We start from the raw sequence: 13,964 nt of genomic DNA on the forward strand, positions 1-13,964 counted from the left end.
GCACTTTGTGGTCTAGGTCACTCATGTGAGTGACACACTAACCAGTTACGGCTGGGTCAGCGCATGAACGGCTGACGCGCCTGGGCGAGGGCGATGAGCTCCTGGCGCACCGTCGAGGTGGCCGCGGTGTCGATCGCCCGGTTCAGTGCCCGGCGAGTACGAGCCTCGGCGCGACGAGCACGGAGCTTGGCGGCGATGTTGCTCATTGTTTCTGCATCCCCTTTGGAGGTTCTCGGTGGCTGTGTCTCTAGTATGCGCCTTTTTTCACAAGGATGCCAACGAATCAGCGGTGACGTGGCTTACTTGCCGATGAATCATCGGCAGTGTCCTGGTTTACGCCGGACAGATCGCGTGTCCCGGGTCACTTTGCGGTAACGGCGTAGCGACGTATCGGCTTGTCTAGCGTTATTGCTAGATATTGCTAGGCAGCGTCATACAGCGGTAGTGAGGGAAGACGGCGCTCAGTCGCGGCCGAGCAGGTAGTGCCCGAAGTGGGGCACCGTGAAGGCGATCTGCCCGCGTTCGGCGGAGTAGACCAGGCCCTTCTTCATGAGGCTGTCGCGCGCCGGCGACAGCGAGGAGGGCTTGCGCCCCAGGTAGACGGCCACGTCGGCGGTGCCGGCGGCCTCGTCGCGGCCTTGGGTCAGCTCGGCCATCGCGAGCAGGTACTCGCGCTCGGCGGGCGTCGCGCGCTCGTAGCGCGAGCCGAAGAACCCCACGGCCAGCTCGGACTCCGCCTCGGGCGCCGCGACCTGCACGTCCTTCACCGTGATCGGATCCGCGGGCGCGGCGTCCCACGCCGCTTTGCCGTAGGCCTGGATGAAGTAGGGGTAGCCGCCGGACGCGTCGAACAGCGCGTCGAGCGCCTCGGGCTCGATGCCGGCTTCCTCGCGCTCGATCGGCGCCATCACGGCGAAGTCGGCGTCCTCGCGGCTCAGCCGATCGATCCGCGCGTAGCGGAACAACCGTTCCGAGTAAGACTTCGACGCACTCAACACGGCCGGCACATGCGGCAGTCCAGCCCCGACCACCACCAGCGGCGCCCCGGACTGCGACAGCTCATGGCACGCGGCGCACAGAGCCGAAACGTCGTCGGGCTGCAGATCCTGGATCTCGTCGATCAGGAGCGCCACCCCGGTGCCCACGTCGGCGGCCAGCTCGGCGACGTCGGTGAACAGCTCCACGAGATCGATCTCGATGTCCCCGGAATCGGCCCGCCCCTGCGCGGCCGGCGCCTCGATCCCGGGCTGCCACCGATCCCTCAGCTTCGCGTCGGCCTTGTTCGCCTTCAACGCGAACGCCTTCAGCACCCCCAGGACCTCTTCAACCCGATCCGGCGCCCGGTGCCGGACCGCGAGATCCCGAATCGCCCGGTGCAGCGCAGCCGACAACGGCCTCCTGAGCTCCGCATCCGGCCGCGCCTCGATCTTCCCGGCGCCCCACCCGTGCCGGATGGCCATCGACCGCAACTCCCCGAGCAGCACGGTCTTCCCCACGCCCCGCAGCCCGGTCAACACCAGACTCCGCTCCGGCCGCCCCCTCGCGACGCGCTCCAGGACCACCTCGAACGCCCCCAGCTCACGCTCCCGCCCCGCCAACTCAGGCGGCCGCTGCCCAGCCCCGGGCGCGAACGGATTGCGGATGGGGTCCACTCTGCCACCGTATCGGCCTATCTAGCGTGGGCCCGATATTGCGCCATATCCCGCTAGCGCGTGTCGCCCCTCGCCGCGCTGCGGCCGTTTGCTCTGCACGACCGGTCCCCTCGCCCCCGCCCCGGCCTCGCGACCGTCCCCTTCGCGCCGGCCTCGGAGCGCGAACGGACCCCTCACACCACGCCCGCACGCGAACGGACCGTTCGCACCGGCGCCCCTCCCGACAGACCCGTCGCATCGGGCGAAATGCCCGAGTGGACCCTTCGCGCCCACGCCGCCACGGGACGGGTCCGCCTGCACCGGTTCCGCAGCGAACGGACTCTTCGCCCTCGGCCGCGTGCACGAGAGGACCGTTTGCGTCAGTGCGCGGCGCGCGGGGACTGTTCGTGCCCGGTCGGCCGGGACGGCTGGACCGTTCGCCGTTCCCTTGGCGCGCGAGGGGACTTTTCGCGTCGTGTTGCGTGTGCGAGTGGACCGTTCATTGCCATCGCGTCGCGCGAAGTCACCTTTCGTGCCGGTGCGAGGGGTGCGACTGGACCGTTCGCACCGACGCCGCACGAGGGGTCCGTTCGCGTCTGCGCGCGGCGCGAGGGGACCGGTCGTGCCGGGCCCAAGGGCGCCACTGGACCGGTCACGAAGAGACCGGTCGTGCCAGTCCAGCAGGCGCCACTGGACCACTCGCCAACACCGACCAACCCAAGCCAGAGGGATGGGCGGGTCTGCAGCCCCGACCATCCCCACCCCCAGCGCTCACTCCGACGTCGCCCTACTCCGTCAGGTTCCGTTCCGCATAGATCCGCATCGCGTCCCGGATGTACGCCGCCGTTCCGGGGCCGAAGTCGGCGTCGTAGGACCCGTACCGCGGATCGTCGACGTACAACTGCCCCAGCCCCGCGAAGTACCCGCGCGACACCGTCTTCACCGCCGGCCGCAGCCAGGCGTGGAGCCGGCCCGCGATCGCCTGCGCCTCGGCAGACTCAACCGACCACCCCGCAGCCCGCGCCGCCCCGAAAGCGGCCGCGATCTCGCCCTGCTCCCGCTGGTGCGCCGCACGCTCCGAAGCCGACAACGACCGCCACCACCGGTCACCGGTGCGGTAAGCCGAAGCGCCCCAACGGGACGTCACCTCAGCCTCGTGCACTGTGTGGTCGAAGCCGTCGAAAACTTCCTCCGCCATGAGTGGTTCACCTCCCTCCAGTTTCCTCAACGTGGTCCGTACGGAGTCGATCTGCCGCCCGATCCGCGCCCGCTCCTGTTCCAGCAACGCGAGGTGCGTCGACAAGGCGACAACGCTGTCGCGCTCGCCGTCGAGCACGGAAGCGATTGCGGGCAGCCCCAGGCCGAGCTCACGCAGCAACAGGATCCGCTGCAGCCGCACCAGGGCGGCCGAGCCGTAGTAGCGGTAGCCGTTGCCGCCGATGCGGCTGGGTGCGAGCAGCCCGACGGTGTCGTAGTGCCGCAGCGTGCGGCTGGTCGTGCCCGCCGCTCGGGCGATGTCCTGGATCGACCACTCCATGTCGTCAACGGTAGAAGTTGACGCAGCGTCAAGGTCAAGCAAGACGGAGCCGCTAAAGCCCTCTAAGTAAATCTAGTAAAAACACGATAGATACCTAGGCAACGCTAGCGCGGTTCGGCGACCCGCCGGCGGGGAATCCCGGTTGTAGGTTCGACCAGCACCGAAGACCTCGCAGGAAAGGCGACGACCGTGATACTGCGCCGGGTGGCCCGTCCACTGCTCGCGTCGACGTTCATCTATGGCGGTATCGGCATGCTCCGCGACACCCAAGGGCACGCGAAGGCGATCGAGCCGTTCCTCACCGAGACGTTCGACAAAGTCGAGGGCCTCGTCCCCGAACAGGTGCCGCGGGATCCCGCAACGCTCGTGCGCATCGACGCCGCCGTGAAGATCGGGGCCGGCCTCGCGCTCGCGGCGGGCAAGGCGCCGCGGCTGGCGTCGCTCGCGTTGCTGGGCACGCTCGTGCCCACGACGGCCGCCGCGCACCGGTTCTGGGAGATCAAGGACCCCGCCGAGCGGCAGGCGCAGCAGGTGCAGTTCCTCAAGAACGCGGGCATCGCCGGCGGCCTGCTGCTGGCCGCGAGCGACACGGCGGGCAAGCCGTCGCTCGGCTGGCGCGCCCGTCGCGCCGCGAAGCAGGCCGGCAAGCAGGCAGAAAAGCTCAGCAAGAAGGCCGAAAAGCAGCTCAGCTGACGACAGGCGGGCCCCACGCCGGGGGCCCGCATCGTCACTTCTCCAGAATCGCCGTCACACCCTGGCCGCCGGCCGCGCAGATCGAGATCAGGCCACGCCCGGATCCCTTCTCGTGCAACAGCTTCGCCAGCGTCGCCACGATCCGCCCGCCCGTCGCGGCGAACGGGTGTCCGGCGGCGAGCGACGAGCCGTTGACGTTCAGCTTCGCGCGGTCGATCGAGCCCAGCGGCGCGTCGAGACCGAGCTTCTCCTTGGCGAACGCCGGGTCCTCCCACGCCTTCAACGTGGCCAGCACCTGCGACGCGAACGCTTCGTGGATCTCGTAGAAGTCGAAGTCCTGCAAGGAAAGTCCCGCGCGGTCCAGCATCCGCGGCACCGCGTACGCGGGCGCCATCAGCAGCCCCTCGGCGCCGTGGACGTAGTCGACGGCCGCCGTCTGCGAGAACGTCAGGTACGCCTGCACGGGCAGGTTGTGCGCCTTCGCCCACTCGTCCGTCGCGAGCAGCACGGTCGACGCGCCGTCGGTCAGCGGCGTCGAGTTGCCGGCCGTCATGGTGCCGTCCGGGCCGCCGTACACGGGCTTGAGCTTGGCCAGCTTCTCGACCGTCGAATCCGGCCGCAGATTCTGGTCCTTGGCCAGCTTGAGGAACGGCGTCACGAGGTCGTCGAAGAACCCGCGGTCGTACGCCGCGGCGAGGTGCTGGTGGCTAGCGGCGGCGAGCTCGTCCTGCGCCTCTCGCGTGACGTCCCAGACCTTCGCCGTGAGCGCCGCGTGCTCGCCCATCGACAGGCCGGTGCGCGGCTCGGCGTTGCGCGGGATCTCGGGCACGATCTGGCCCGGCCGCAGCTTCGTGAGGAGCTTGAGGCGGTCGCCCAGCGTCTTCGCGGAGTTGAGCTGCACGAGGATCTTGCGCAGGTCGGCGTTTACAGCCAGCGGAGCGTCACTCGTGGTGTCCACGCCACCCGCGATGGCGGAGTCGATCTCCCCCAACGAGATCTTGTGCGCCACGTTGATCACGGCCTGCAACCCCGTGCCGCACGCCATCTGGACGTCGGACGCGGGCGTCGCGGCCGAGAGCCGGCTGCCGAGCACGCTCTCGCGGGCGAGGTTGAAGTCTTTGGAGTGCTTGAGCACCGCGCCCGCGGCGACCTCGCCGATCACCTCGTCCTGCAGCGCGAAGCGGCTGACCAGGCCGTCGAGCGCGGCGGTGAACATGTCCTGGTTCGACGCCTTCGCGTACGGGCCGTTCGACCGCGCGAAGGGGATGCGGTTGCCACCGATGATCGCGACCTTGCGGACCGCGGCGGTTTTCCTGGTCGCCATGGCGTCCACCTCTCTGAGTCGTCCCTTTCACACTGTAACCTACTAGTGAGTAGGTTAGACTGCGACGTGACGCAGACGGCACGGGAGGCGCTCGATGGCTGACAGGTACCAGCAGTTCACGAAATCCCCGGTGGGGAAGTTCGTGGTGCCGAAGCTCGGCCTGCCCAACCCCGCCACGCTGCGCCGGTACCGCGCCGGCCAGCCCGCACTCGAGGGTCCCGCACTCCTCGGCGCCGCGCCGGGCGGACGGCTCGAAAAGACCCTGAAGAGTCAGCTCGACGATGCCGGCATCGAGGTTCTTTCGACCGCCACCGACCGCCACGCGGCCCTCGTCTTCGACGCCACCGGCATCACGGACCCCGCCGACCTGCGCGAGGTCTACCGCTTCTTCCACCCGGTGATCCGCAAGGTCGGGCCGTCGGGCCGGGTCGTCGTGTTCGGCACGCCGCCGGAGCTGGTCGAGGGCCGCGAGCGGATCGCGCAACGAGCGTTGGAGGGCTTCGTGCGCTCCGTGGGCAAGGAGCTGAAGCGCGGCGCCACGGCGCAACTCGTGTACGTAGCCGAAGGCGCCGAAGCCGCGGCCGAGTCGACGGTGCGGTTCCTGCTGTCGGCGAAGTCGGCGTTCGTCGACGCGCAGGTGATCCGCGTCGGCACGCACGGCACCTCCGCCACGGCGCCCGCCAGCTGGGAAAAGCCGTTGGCGGGCAAGGTCGCGCTGGTCACCGGCGCGTCGCGCGGCATCGGCGAGGCCATCGCGGAGACCCTCGCCCGCGACGGTGCCCACGTCGTCGCCCTGGACATCCCGGCGCAGGGCGCCGATCTGTCCACAGTGGCCAATCGCGTCGCCGGATCCGCGCTGCAACTGGACATCACGGCGGCCGACGCGCCGGCCAAGCTCGCCGAGTACCTGACCACGCGCCACGGCGGCGTCGACGTCGTCGTGCACAACGCCGGCATCACGCGCGACAAGACGCTCGGCAACATGACCGAGGGCGGCTGGGACGCCGTGCTCACCGTGAACCTCGCCGCGCAGCTCGCGGTGAACGACAAGCTGCTCGCCGACAAGGTCCTGCGCGAAAACGGCCGCATCATCGGCGTTTCGTCGATCGCGGGCATCGCCGGCAATGTCGGCCAGACGAACTACGCGACGTCGAAGGCCGGCGTGATCGGCATGGTCAACGTCGGCGCGCCGCAGCTCGCGGAGTACGGCGGCACGATCAACGCCGTCGCGCCGGGCTTCATCGAGACGAAGATGACCGCCGCCGTCCCGCTGTTCATCCGCGAAGCCGGGCGGCGCCTGTCGAGCCTCGGCCAGGGCGGCCTGCCGGTCGACGTCGCCGAGACCATCGCCTGGTACGCCAACCCGGCGTCGGCCGCGGTCAACGGCAACGTGGTCCGCGTGTGCGGCCAGGCCCTGCTGGGGGCGTGACATGTCCGTTCGCGAGCTGACCAGCGCGCCCAGCCTGGCGACGCTGTACCCGAAGGCCCTGCTGCGCCGTGGCGGCGGCTCGACCCTGCCGGACATCGAGCTGGTGCGGCCGTCGGTCACGGTGTCCTCGGAGCACGTCGCTGCGTACGCGCAGGTGTGCGGGTTCCGGTATTCGGATGTGCTGCCCGCGACCTACCCGCACATGCTGGTGTTCGGGCTGCAGATGGCGCTGATGACGGAGCCGGGATTCCCGTTCCCGCTGCTCGGCCTGGTGCACGTCGCGAACTCGATCACGGTCCGGCGCCCGCTGTCCTTGACCGAGACGTTTTCCGCGCGCGTCCGCGCGGAGAACCTGCGGCCACACGAGAAGGGCCGGCAGTTCGACATGGTGAGCGAACTGTGGGCCGGCACGGAGCTGGTGTGGTCGGAGGTGTCGACTTACCTGCGCCGCGGCGGTTCCTCGGGCTCCTCGAAGCCGCACGCTTCTTTGGTCGCCCCGACGCCGACCGCCCTGTGGACCGTCCCGGGCGACATCGGCCGCCGCTACGCCGACGTCTCGGGCGACCGCAACCCCATCCACCTGCACCCGCTGACCGCGCGCCTGTTCGGCTTCCCCCGCGCCATCGCCCACGGCATGTGGACGAAGGCCCACGCCCTGGCCTCCTTCGAGGGCCGCCTACCCGACGCGTACACGGCGTCTGTCCGCTTCAAGCAGCCCGTGCTCCTACCGGCCCGCGCAGCCTTCACCGCCTGGCCGACGGACGACGGGTGGGCGTTTGAGCTGTGGAATGCCCGGAAACCGAAGCCGCACTTGGACGGCGTGATCTCAGCCCTCTGAGTTCATTTCGGGCAGCGGCTTCCAGACCTGACCTTCGACGAGGTCGTTGAACCCCAGCCACACCAGGTTCATCAGCCACGACGCCAGCACACCGTCGGAGATCTCCGGGTGGTCCAGCGCCCAGTCGGCCAGCGATTCCGCCGCACCGACCAGCGCGGCGGCCAGCCCGGCGCCCGAGAACTCGGCCTGCTCCCCGAGCCCCTTCCGCGTTCCCGCCGACACCACCAGCGCGGCGACCAGCTCGATCGCGCGCCCGCGCATCGCCGTGATCTCCGCGGCGAACGTGCCGCCGACCGTCAGCGCCTGGCGGTGCAGCACCGTCCACGACTCGCGATACTCGGCGACGAAGCGGTAGAACGAGCGCAGCCCGTGCCAAAGCTGCATGTCCGGCGGCAGATCCGGCTGGACGCCCGCCTGGATGGCCTCGAGCAGGCGCGTCGCCTCGCGCTGGATGCTCTTGCCGAAGAGGTCTTCCTTCGAGCCGAGGTAGGTGTAGATCATCGGCTTGGAGACGCCGGCGACGTCGGAGATCTCGTCCATCGAAGCCGCGTGGTAACCGTGGCGGGAGAACACGCGCACGGCGGCGTCCAGGATCTGCCGCTCACGCACCGCGCGCGGCAGCCGCCGGGCCCGCTCGGGCGGGCGCTGATCTTCGTCGGGCACTCTCCGACCTCCCTCTCGCCAGCAGGAGACGGTACCTGCCGCCGTGGTCGCACGTGCTTGCCCGCTTACCTACTCATGGGTAGCCTTTGCTGGAAGATCACGGAAGGGGCTTTGCGATGGACCTGTCCGGCCTGCGCGGCGCGGCCCTGCTCGACGCCCTCGACCACGTTGCGCCCGACGGTCTCGACGTCAACACCGTCGCCGACGCCATCGACCCCCGCGAACTCGGCCGCGACGACTTCCGCCGCCTGCTGGAATCGCTGATGCGCCTCTCGGAAGACGCCCCGGCGTTCTCCCTGGCCAAGGTCGACCCGACTCGCTTCGCCACGCTCGTCTCGCGCGCGTCCCGGCCGCAGCTGGAGGCCGTCGTCGCCTCGCTGGAGCTTCGCGAACGCGTCCTCGACGAGATCTTCGCCCGCATGGGCGCCCACCTCCGCGTCGACCGGCCTCTCGAAGCGGTCATCCACTGGCGCCTCTCCGGCGGCACCGGCGCCGGCGGCTACGACCGCTACGCCACCACCATCTCCGGCGGCTCGTGCACGGTCTCGCGGACCGTCGAGGGCGCCCGCCCGCGCGTGACGATCACGTTGTCCCCGGTCGACTTCTTCCGTCTCATCACGCACCAAGCCACCCCGGCGGTGCTGTTCGTGACGGGCAAAATCAAGGTGAAAGGCGACCTCGCATTCGCGGCCGGTTTGATCGGCTATTTCGACCTCCCGAAGCCCGCCTGAGCCGTTAGACTCCGTTTTCGTGTCCCGATTCTCGCGTTCCCGTTCCGCCGCCTCCGAGGGGCACGCGGTCAACGGCTTCGCCCGCAAGCTGGACGTCGGCAAGCTCACGCCCGCGCAGTTCGTGCAGGTCCTGGAAACCTTGCACATGCTCGGAAACGCGGGCGCCGGCATCGAACTGAGCAGCCTGACGACGCAGGCCCTGGTCGACGTCGTCCACCGCGCCTCTCGCGACCAACTCAAAGCCCTGGCCGACCACCCCGAGTTACGCGCGGTCTTCCTCGACGAGATTTTCCGCAGAATGTCCGAGCATTTCCGCGCCGACCGCGCCCGCCACGTCGACTTCGTCGTTTCCTGGCGCTTTTCCGGCGGCACCGGCGCCGACGGCTACGACCGCTTCCAAACCGTCATCGAATCCGGCGCGTGCGTCTCCAGCACCGACCTGTCCCGCACCCCGGACACCACCCTCACCCTCTCGGTCGACGACTTCATCCGCATGGCGACAGGCACGTCCGCCCCCGCGGCCATGTTCGTGACGGGCCGCGTCAAGGTCAAGGGCGAGTACGCCCCGGCGGTGCGGTTCTCGAGCTACTTCGACATCCCGAAGCCCAGCACTGGCAACTAGCCACGACGATTGGCAAGTTGCAGATTTTGTCGGTGGGGCGTCCTAGAGTGATCAGCATGTTCGGTGAGATCGCTGGGGTACCCGAGGGGACGCTGTTCGCCAGCCGCAGGGAAGCCTATGACGCTTATGTACATCGAGCGTTGCAGGCCGGCATCGTCGGAACTGCTGTCACGGGGGCGCAGTCTGTTGTCGTGTCTGGTGGTTATCCCGATGTCGATGAGGGCGCGCGGCTTCTCTATACCGGGCATGGCGGCCGGGACGCTTCAACAGGTCAGCAGACCAAACACCAGAGCTTCGGTTCACCGGGTAACGCGGCTCTGGAGACCAGTCGGATCCAGGGGATGGCGGTCCGGGTCATCCGCAAGGTAGGCACCAGATATCGATACGACGGGCTCTACCGCGTTGAGGAGTCGATGCTGGTCTATCCCGACGACGGGGAGTTCAAAGTCTGTCGATTCGAGATGGTGAAGATCGACAAGGCTGTTGACGCTACGTACGCGCCGATTGAGGGAAAGCTCTCGCCCGAGGAGCACCACGCTGGCCAACCGATCGGCAATCCTGCTCCGGGGCGGCGCTCCACCAACGTTCAGCGCATCATTCGCGCCACGAACGTCGCTGACTGGGTAAAGGAACTCTACGACCACACATGCCAGATGTGCGGGACTCGTCTCACCATGGGTGACCGCGGCTATTCCGAAGGTGCGCATATCCGACCGTTGGGTGGGCTACACCAAGGCGAAGACGTTGTCGAAAACCTGCTGTGCCTCTGCCCGAACTGCCACGTGCTCTTCGACGGCGGCGCACTCACGGTGGAGGAGGACCGATCTTTGCTGCTCAACGGGGAGCCGGCTGTACTGAACGGTAGCCCTGCGGGGAAGCTCCACGTGGACGACAAGCACCTCGTCGGCGATGAGTACCTCAATCACCGCCGCGAATCACGCAAGGAGTCCTAACCTTCGACGATGCGCCCCTCGATCACCGGGTGGGTGGTCGGCCGAGGATCTTCGGCGACGACCTCGCTGTCCACCACCATCACCGGGCCGCGGCGGGTGTTGGCGTACCGGATCGCGCGCTTCTCAGCGCGGTGCAGCCACCAGCGGCGCACCAGCGCGCGCGAGGGCGGGAGCAGCACGAACAGACCCAGCAGGTCGCTCACGAACCCCGGCACCATGATCAGGATGCCGCCCACGGCGATGAGCATGCCGTCGGTCAGTTCTTTGTCGGCGGGGCGGCCCGATTGGGCCTTGGTGACGAAGGCGCGCATCGCCTTGCCGCCCTCGCGGCGGGCGAGCCAGGAGCCCACGAAGGCGCCCGCGATGAGCAGCGCGATCGTGCCGAGGACGCCCACCAGGGAGCCCACGGCCCAGATCGCGGCGACCTCGGCGATGACGTAGAGCAGGAACGCGACAGCCATACTGTCTCAACGAACGGGCTGTCCGTTTTTCTCCCGACCCGCGAGACGGTTAGACCGAGGCCAGGAAAGCCGCGACGTCCGGGCGAGTGCGCAGCAGGTGGTGGCGGGCCTGCGGAGCGTCCGCGGCCACCGACGCCAAGAGGCGGCTGCGGTGCGTACGCGGCCAGTTCCAGATCCACTTCACGAACTCGCCGTCGAGCTTCGAGACGCAGCCCGGCGCCTGGGTGTCGCGGCCGCGTTCGCGCAGGTGGCGGAGCAGGACGCGGCGCACGCTGGTGGTGCGGGAGACGTCGAGGAACACGACGGTGTCGGCCAGCGGCAGGCGTAGGTCGAAGCCGGAGCTGTAGTTGCCGTCGATCACCCAGCCGTCCGTGGCGACGGCAGCGGCCTGCGCGGCGCGGAACTCCTCCGGCGGCGCCGGCACCCAGCCGGGGCGCCAGTACAGCTGGTCGAGGTGGGTTACGGGCACGTCCAGCACCGCGCCGAGGCGCCGGGCGAGGGTGGACTTGCCGCTGCCGGAGGGGCCGAGGACGAGGACGCGCCGCTTCACCGCGTGAACCCTAGGGCAGCAGCCCGCAGAGCAGCAGCCCGATTATCAGCAGGTCAGGGCCACGGGCGAGCTGCCGCAGCAAACCGGTGGGGATGAGGACGCCCTCGTACAGCACCAGCCCCATCGACGAGAACTCGAGCGGCCCGCGCGTGACGGTCCGCACCACCGAGTACGCGGCCACCACCACGGCGACCAGCGAGCCGAGGGTCACGGGGGCGCCGAGCAGCGCGACCACGGCCGTCCAGCACGCCGCGAGCGCGACCAGCACCGAGGCCATCACCAGCCGCAGGCGCAGCTCCGACGCATCGAGCCAGCGGCGCAGGCCCGGCACGCGGTGCAGCTGCGCGATGGGCGCGGCGAACGGCAGCAACGCCAGGTACGAGCCGAGCCCGAGCAGCCAAACCGACGTCACGCCCGGGAACGTCGTGTGGGCGGCCGTCACAGCGAGTGCCAGGAACACCGGCAGGCCCAGCGCGTGGCGGCGCGCGAGAGTCCCCGTCACGACGTACCGCGTGACGATGAAGCGACCGTCCAACGCGCGGCGCCAGCGGACGGGACGGCCGGCGGGCAGCAGCGCCCACACGTCAAGGAACGCCGCCGACGTCCGGCGCACCAGGCGTTCGCGGAAGTGGCGGACGAGGGTGTCGCGCGTCGGCAAAGGGGGCGGTGACCAGGCCAGCAGCAAGGCGGCGGCCGCGGCCACCGCGGCGAATATCCACAGTGGAGTGTCGGGGAAAACACCCAGGACAGCCGGCACGAGCGGCAGCACGGCCTCCCCGAGCAACGGCCGGCGGCGAGCCATTACCAGCGCTAGCGCCGCCACGGCGACGGACAGCGCGAGCGGTCCCACCACGTCCGGCGGAAAGCCGATGAGCACCCCAGCGACGACGAAGAAGTACGCGACCGTCGCGAACCGCGCGGCCCAGCCCGCCAGCAGCCGCTGCCGCAGCACACGCGAGCGGCCGCCGTCGGAGTACGCGACGGTCGCGAACCGCGTGGTCCAACCCGCGAGTAGCCGTCGGGGCGGCGTGCTCTCGCTGCGGTCGTCGACGGACGGGACCGTCGTGAATCGTGTGGTCCAGCGCGCGAGCAATCGTGAGTGCAGCGCGCCCTGACGGCGGCCGTCGGCGGATGCGGCCGTGGTGAATCGTGTGGTCCACCCTGCCAGCAGTCGTCGGGGCGGCATGTTCTCGGGACGGTCGTTGACGGGCGCGGCCGTCGCGACCCGCGCGGTCCGGCCCGTCAGCAGCCGCCGCGTACGTGAGCGGCGATCGTCGATGGACGGGACCGTCGTGAATCGTGTGGCCCAGCGCGCGAGCAGTCGTCGGGGCGGCGTGCTCTCGCGGCGGCTGTCGGCGGATGCGGCCGTGGTGAATCGTGTGGTCCAGCCTGCCAGTAGCCGTCGGGGCGGCATGTTCTCTCGGCGGTCGGGGACCGTCGTGAGCCGTGCGGCCCAGCCTGCCAGCAGCCCTCGGTGCAGCGCGTTCTCGCGGCGGTCGCCGACAGGTGCCGCCGTCGCGACCCGCGCAGCCCGATCCACCGGCAACCGCCGCCCCCGCCGACCCGAGTAGCCGTCGTCGAAGTCCGACCAGGTCAGAGCACCCGGATCGGCCCAGACGTGGCTGCGGCGGAGGGTTGCGCGCCAGGCGAGGGCGAGGCCGGCGCACAGGACGGCGACGCTGCCGTGTGGCCCGACTGCCGCGGCGCCGATGAGTTGGGAGCGCACGAGTGCGGTGTTGTAGAGCGGGGAGCCGAGCAGGCCCAGCGCGATGAACAGGCCGAGTAGCACGTCAGGGCGCTTCAGGGACGCGGCCAGGTGGCCACCGATGAACAGTGGCCGCGGGTCGACCGAGCGCGGAGTGCCGAAGCGGCTCAAGCGTGTCACCGAGCCTCACCGATGACCTGCACGCCGCGATACCGCGCGACGAACCCCAACCACCTCACAGCTCAACCACGTAATCCGCCACAGCCTCGACCAACCCCGTGTCGTGGCTCGCCACCACCACCGCCGCGCCGGACGACAGGCTCGTCGAAACCAGGTCCGCCAGCCCGGCGCGCCCCGCGGTGTCCAGGGCGCGCTCCGGTTCGTCCAGCAGCAGCACCGAGTGCGGCCGCGCGACCGCCGCGTGTAGCAGCAGCCGACGGCGCTGGCCGGCGGAAAGGTCGCCGGCGGGCACGTCCGCGCGCGAAGCCAGCGAGGCCGGCACCGTGCACGAACCGCCGAACGAACGGCCCACCAGGTCCAGGTGCTGGCGCGGGGTCAGCTCGTCGAACAGCGCCGAGTCGTCCAGCACCGCCGAGACGCGCCGGCGGAACCGAGCCGACCGTTCGTCCGGCGCGCGCCCGCAGACGGAGACGGTGCCGGACGTCGGCGCCTGCGCCCCGTACAGGCAGCGCAGCAGTGTCGACTTGCCGGCGCCGTTCGCGCCTGTCACGACCAGGCACTCGCCGGCGTCGACGGCCAGGTCCAGTTCCTCGAAGAGCACGGCCGGACCCGCCGTGACGCCGAGCCCCCTCGTCTGAACCAGCATG

15 protein-coding genes are annotated in these 13,964 nt (G+C 69.8%); 6 read left to right on the forward strand and 9 right to left on the reverse strand.

Translation table 11 applies throughout. The features are described 5' to 3' along the window. Nucleotides 1-56 precede the first annotated feature (56 nt). The 3 genes from ACFY1H_RS02395 to ACFY1H_RS02405 form a co-directional block, all read right to left on the reverse strand. Nucleotides 57-206, reverse strand: a complete 150-nt coding sequence (locus tag ACFY1H_RS02395; protein WP_162836041.1) for a hypothetical protein — start codon at nt 204-206, stop codon at nt 57-59. Nucleotides 207-461: 255 nt separating this feature from the next. Continuing rightward, nucleotides 462-1,652: an AAA family ATPase gene (locus ACFY1H_RS02400; protein WP_386944038.1), complete on the reverse strand. Its 1,191-nt coding sequence runs from the start codon at nt 1,650-1,652 to the stop codon at nt 462-464. A 766-nt stretch (nt 1,653-2,418) separates the two neighbouring features. Next, nucleotides 2,419-3,168 carry a MerR family transcriptional regulator gene (locus ACFY1H_RS02405; RefSeq protein WP_386944040.1) on the reverse strand — a complete coding sequence of 250 codons (750 nt, stop codon included), beginning with the start codon at nt 3,166-3,168 and terminating at the stop codon, nt 2,419-2,421. Between the two features lie 189 nt (nt 3,169-3,357). Here ACFY1H_RS02405 and ACFY1H_RS02410 point away from each other — a divergent pair, with 189 nt between their 5' ends. Beyond that, nucleotides 3,358-3,861 (forward strand): DoxX family protein, encoded by a 504-nt coding sequence (locus ACFY1H_RS02410; protein ID WP_366580041.1) that lies wholly within the window; start codon nt 3,358-3,360, stop codon nt 3,859-3,861. A 34-nt stretch (nt 3,862-3,895) separates the two neighbouring features. On the opposite strand, the gene ACFY1H_RS02415 is transcribed toward ACFY1H_RS02410, so the two are convergent. Further along, complete coding sequence (locus ACFY1H_RS02415; protein ID WP_386944042.1) at nt 3,896-5,185, reverse strand: acetyl-CoA C-acetyltransferase; 1,290 nt, start codon at nt 5,183-5,185, stop codon at nt 3,896-3,898. 94 nt (nt 5,186-5,279) lie between these two features. Here ACFY1H_RS02415 and ACFY1H_RS02420 point away from each other — a divergent pair, with 94 nt between their 5' ends. Further along, nucleotides 5,280-6,614 (forward strand): 3-oxoacyl-ACP reductase, encoded by a 1,335-nt coding sequence (locus ACFY1H_RS02420; protein WP_386944044.1) that lies wholly within the window; start codon nt 5,280-5,282, stop codon nt 6,612-6,614. A gap of 1 nt (nt 6,615) precedes the next feature. Further along, nucleotides 6,616-7,452 (forward strand): MaoC family dehydratase, encoded by an 837-nt coding sequence (locus ACFY1H_RS02425; RefSeq protein WP_386944046.1) that lies wholly within the window; start codon nt 6,616-6,618, stop codon nt 7,450-7,452. On the opposite strand, the gene ACFY1H_RS02430 is transcribed toward ACFY1H_RS02425, so the two are convergent. Next, nucleotides 7,441-8,115, reverse strand: coding sequence for a TetR/AcrR family transcriptional regulator (locus tag ACFY1H_RS02430; RefSeq protein ID WP_386944048.1), 675 nt, complete (start codon nt 8,113-8,115; stop codon nt 7,441-7,443). The two genes, ACFY1H_RS02425 and ACFY1H_RS02430, sit on opposite strands and share 12 nt — an antisense overlap. Before the next feature lie 116 nt (nt 8,116-8,231). On the opposite strand from ACFY1H_RS02430, the gene ACFY1H_RS02435 reads away from it, so the two are divergent. From ACFY1H_RS02435 to ACFY1H_RS02445, 3 genes are read left to right on the forward strand one after another with little or no spacing between them, the layout of a single operon-like run. Continuing rightward, entirely contained in the window at nt 8,232-8,846 is a 615-nt protein-coding gene (locus ACFY1H_RS02435) for an SCP2 sterol-binding domain-containing protein (protein WP_366580051.1), read from the forward strand. Between the two features lie 19 nt (nt 8,847-8,865). Then, a complete protein-coding gene (locus tag ACFY1H_RS02440) occupies nt 8,866-9,468 on the forward strand; it encodes an SCP2 sterol-binding domain-containing protein (RefSeq protein ID WP_386944051.1) in 603 nt (200 codons plus the stop codon). Between the two features lie 56 nt (nt 9,469-9,524). After that, nucleotides 9,525-10,421, forward strand: a complete 897-nt coding sequence (locus tag ACFY1H_RS02445) for a YDG/SRA domain-containing protein (protein WP_386944053.1) — start codon at nt 9,525-9,527, stop codon at nt 10,419-10,421. Here ACFY1H_RS02445 and ACFY1H_RS02450 read toward each other — a convergent pair. From ACFY1H_RS02450 to ACFY1H_RS02465, 4 genes are read right to left on the reverse strand one after another with little or no spacing between them, the layout of a single operon-like run. Beyond that, complete coding sequence (locus ACFY1H_RS02450; RefSeq protein ID WP_386944055.1) at nt 10,418-10,882, reverse strand: FxsA family protein; 465 nt, start codon at nt 10,880-10,882, stop codon at nt 10,418-10,420. The two genes, ACFY1H_RS02445 and ACFY1H_RS02450, sit on opposite strands and share 4 nt — an antisense overlap. A gap of 49 nt (nt 10,883-10,931) precedes the next feature. Continuing rightward, nucleotides 10,932-11,432 (reverse strand): DNA topology modulation protein FlaR, encoded by a 501-nt coding sequence (locus tag ACFY1H_RS02455; protein ID WP_386944057.1) that lies wholly within the window; start codon nt 11,430-11,432, stop codon nt 10,932-10,934. A 10-nt stretch (nt 11,433-11,442) separates the two neighbouring features. Further along, the gene (locus tag ACFY1H_RS02460) at nt 11,443-13,317 is read right to left on the reverse strand and encodes a hypothetical protein (protein WP_386944059.1); all 1,875 of its coding nucleotides are present in this window, start codon (nt 13,315-13,317) and stop codon (nt 11,443-11,445) included. Nucleotides 13,318-13,372: 55 nt separating this feature from the next. Continuing rightward, nucleotides 13,373-13,963: an ATP-binding cassette domain-containing protein gene (locus ACFY1H_RS02465; RefSeq protein WP_386944061.1), complete on the reverse strand. Its 591-nt coding sequence runs from the start codon at nt 13,961-13,963 to the stop codon at nt 13,373-13,375. Nucleotide 13,964: the final 1 nt, after the last annotated feature.

This window comes from Amycolatopsis sp. NPDC001319, assembly GCF_042896185.1.
GTDB lineage: Bacteria > Actinomycetota > Actinomycetes > Mycobacteriales > Pseudonocardiaceae > Amycolatopsis.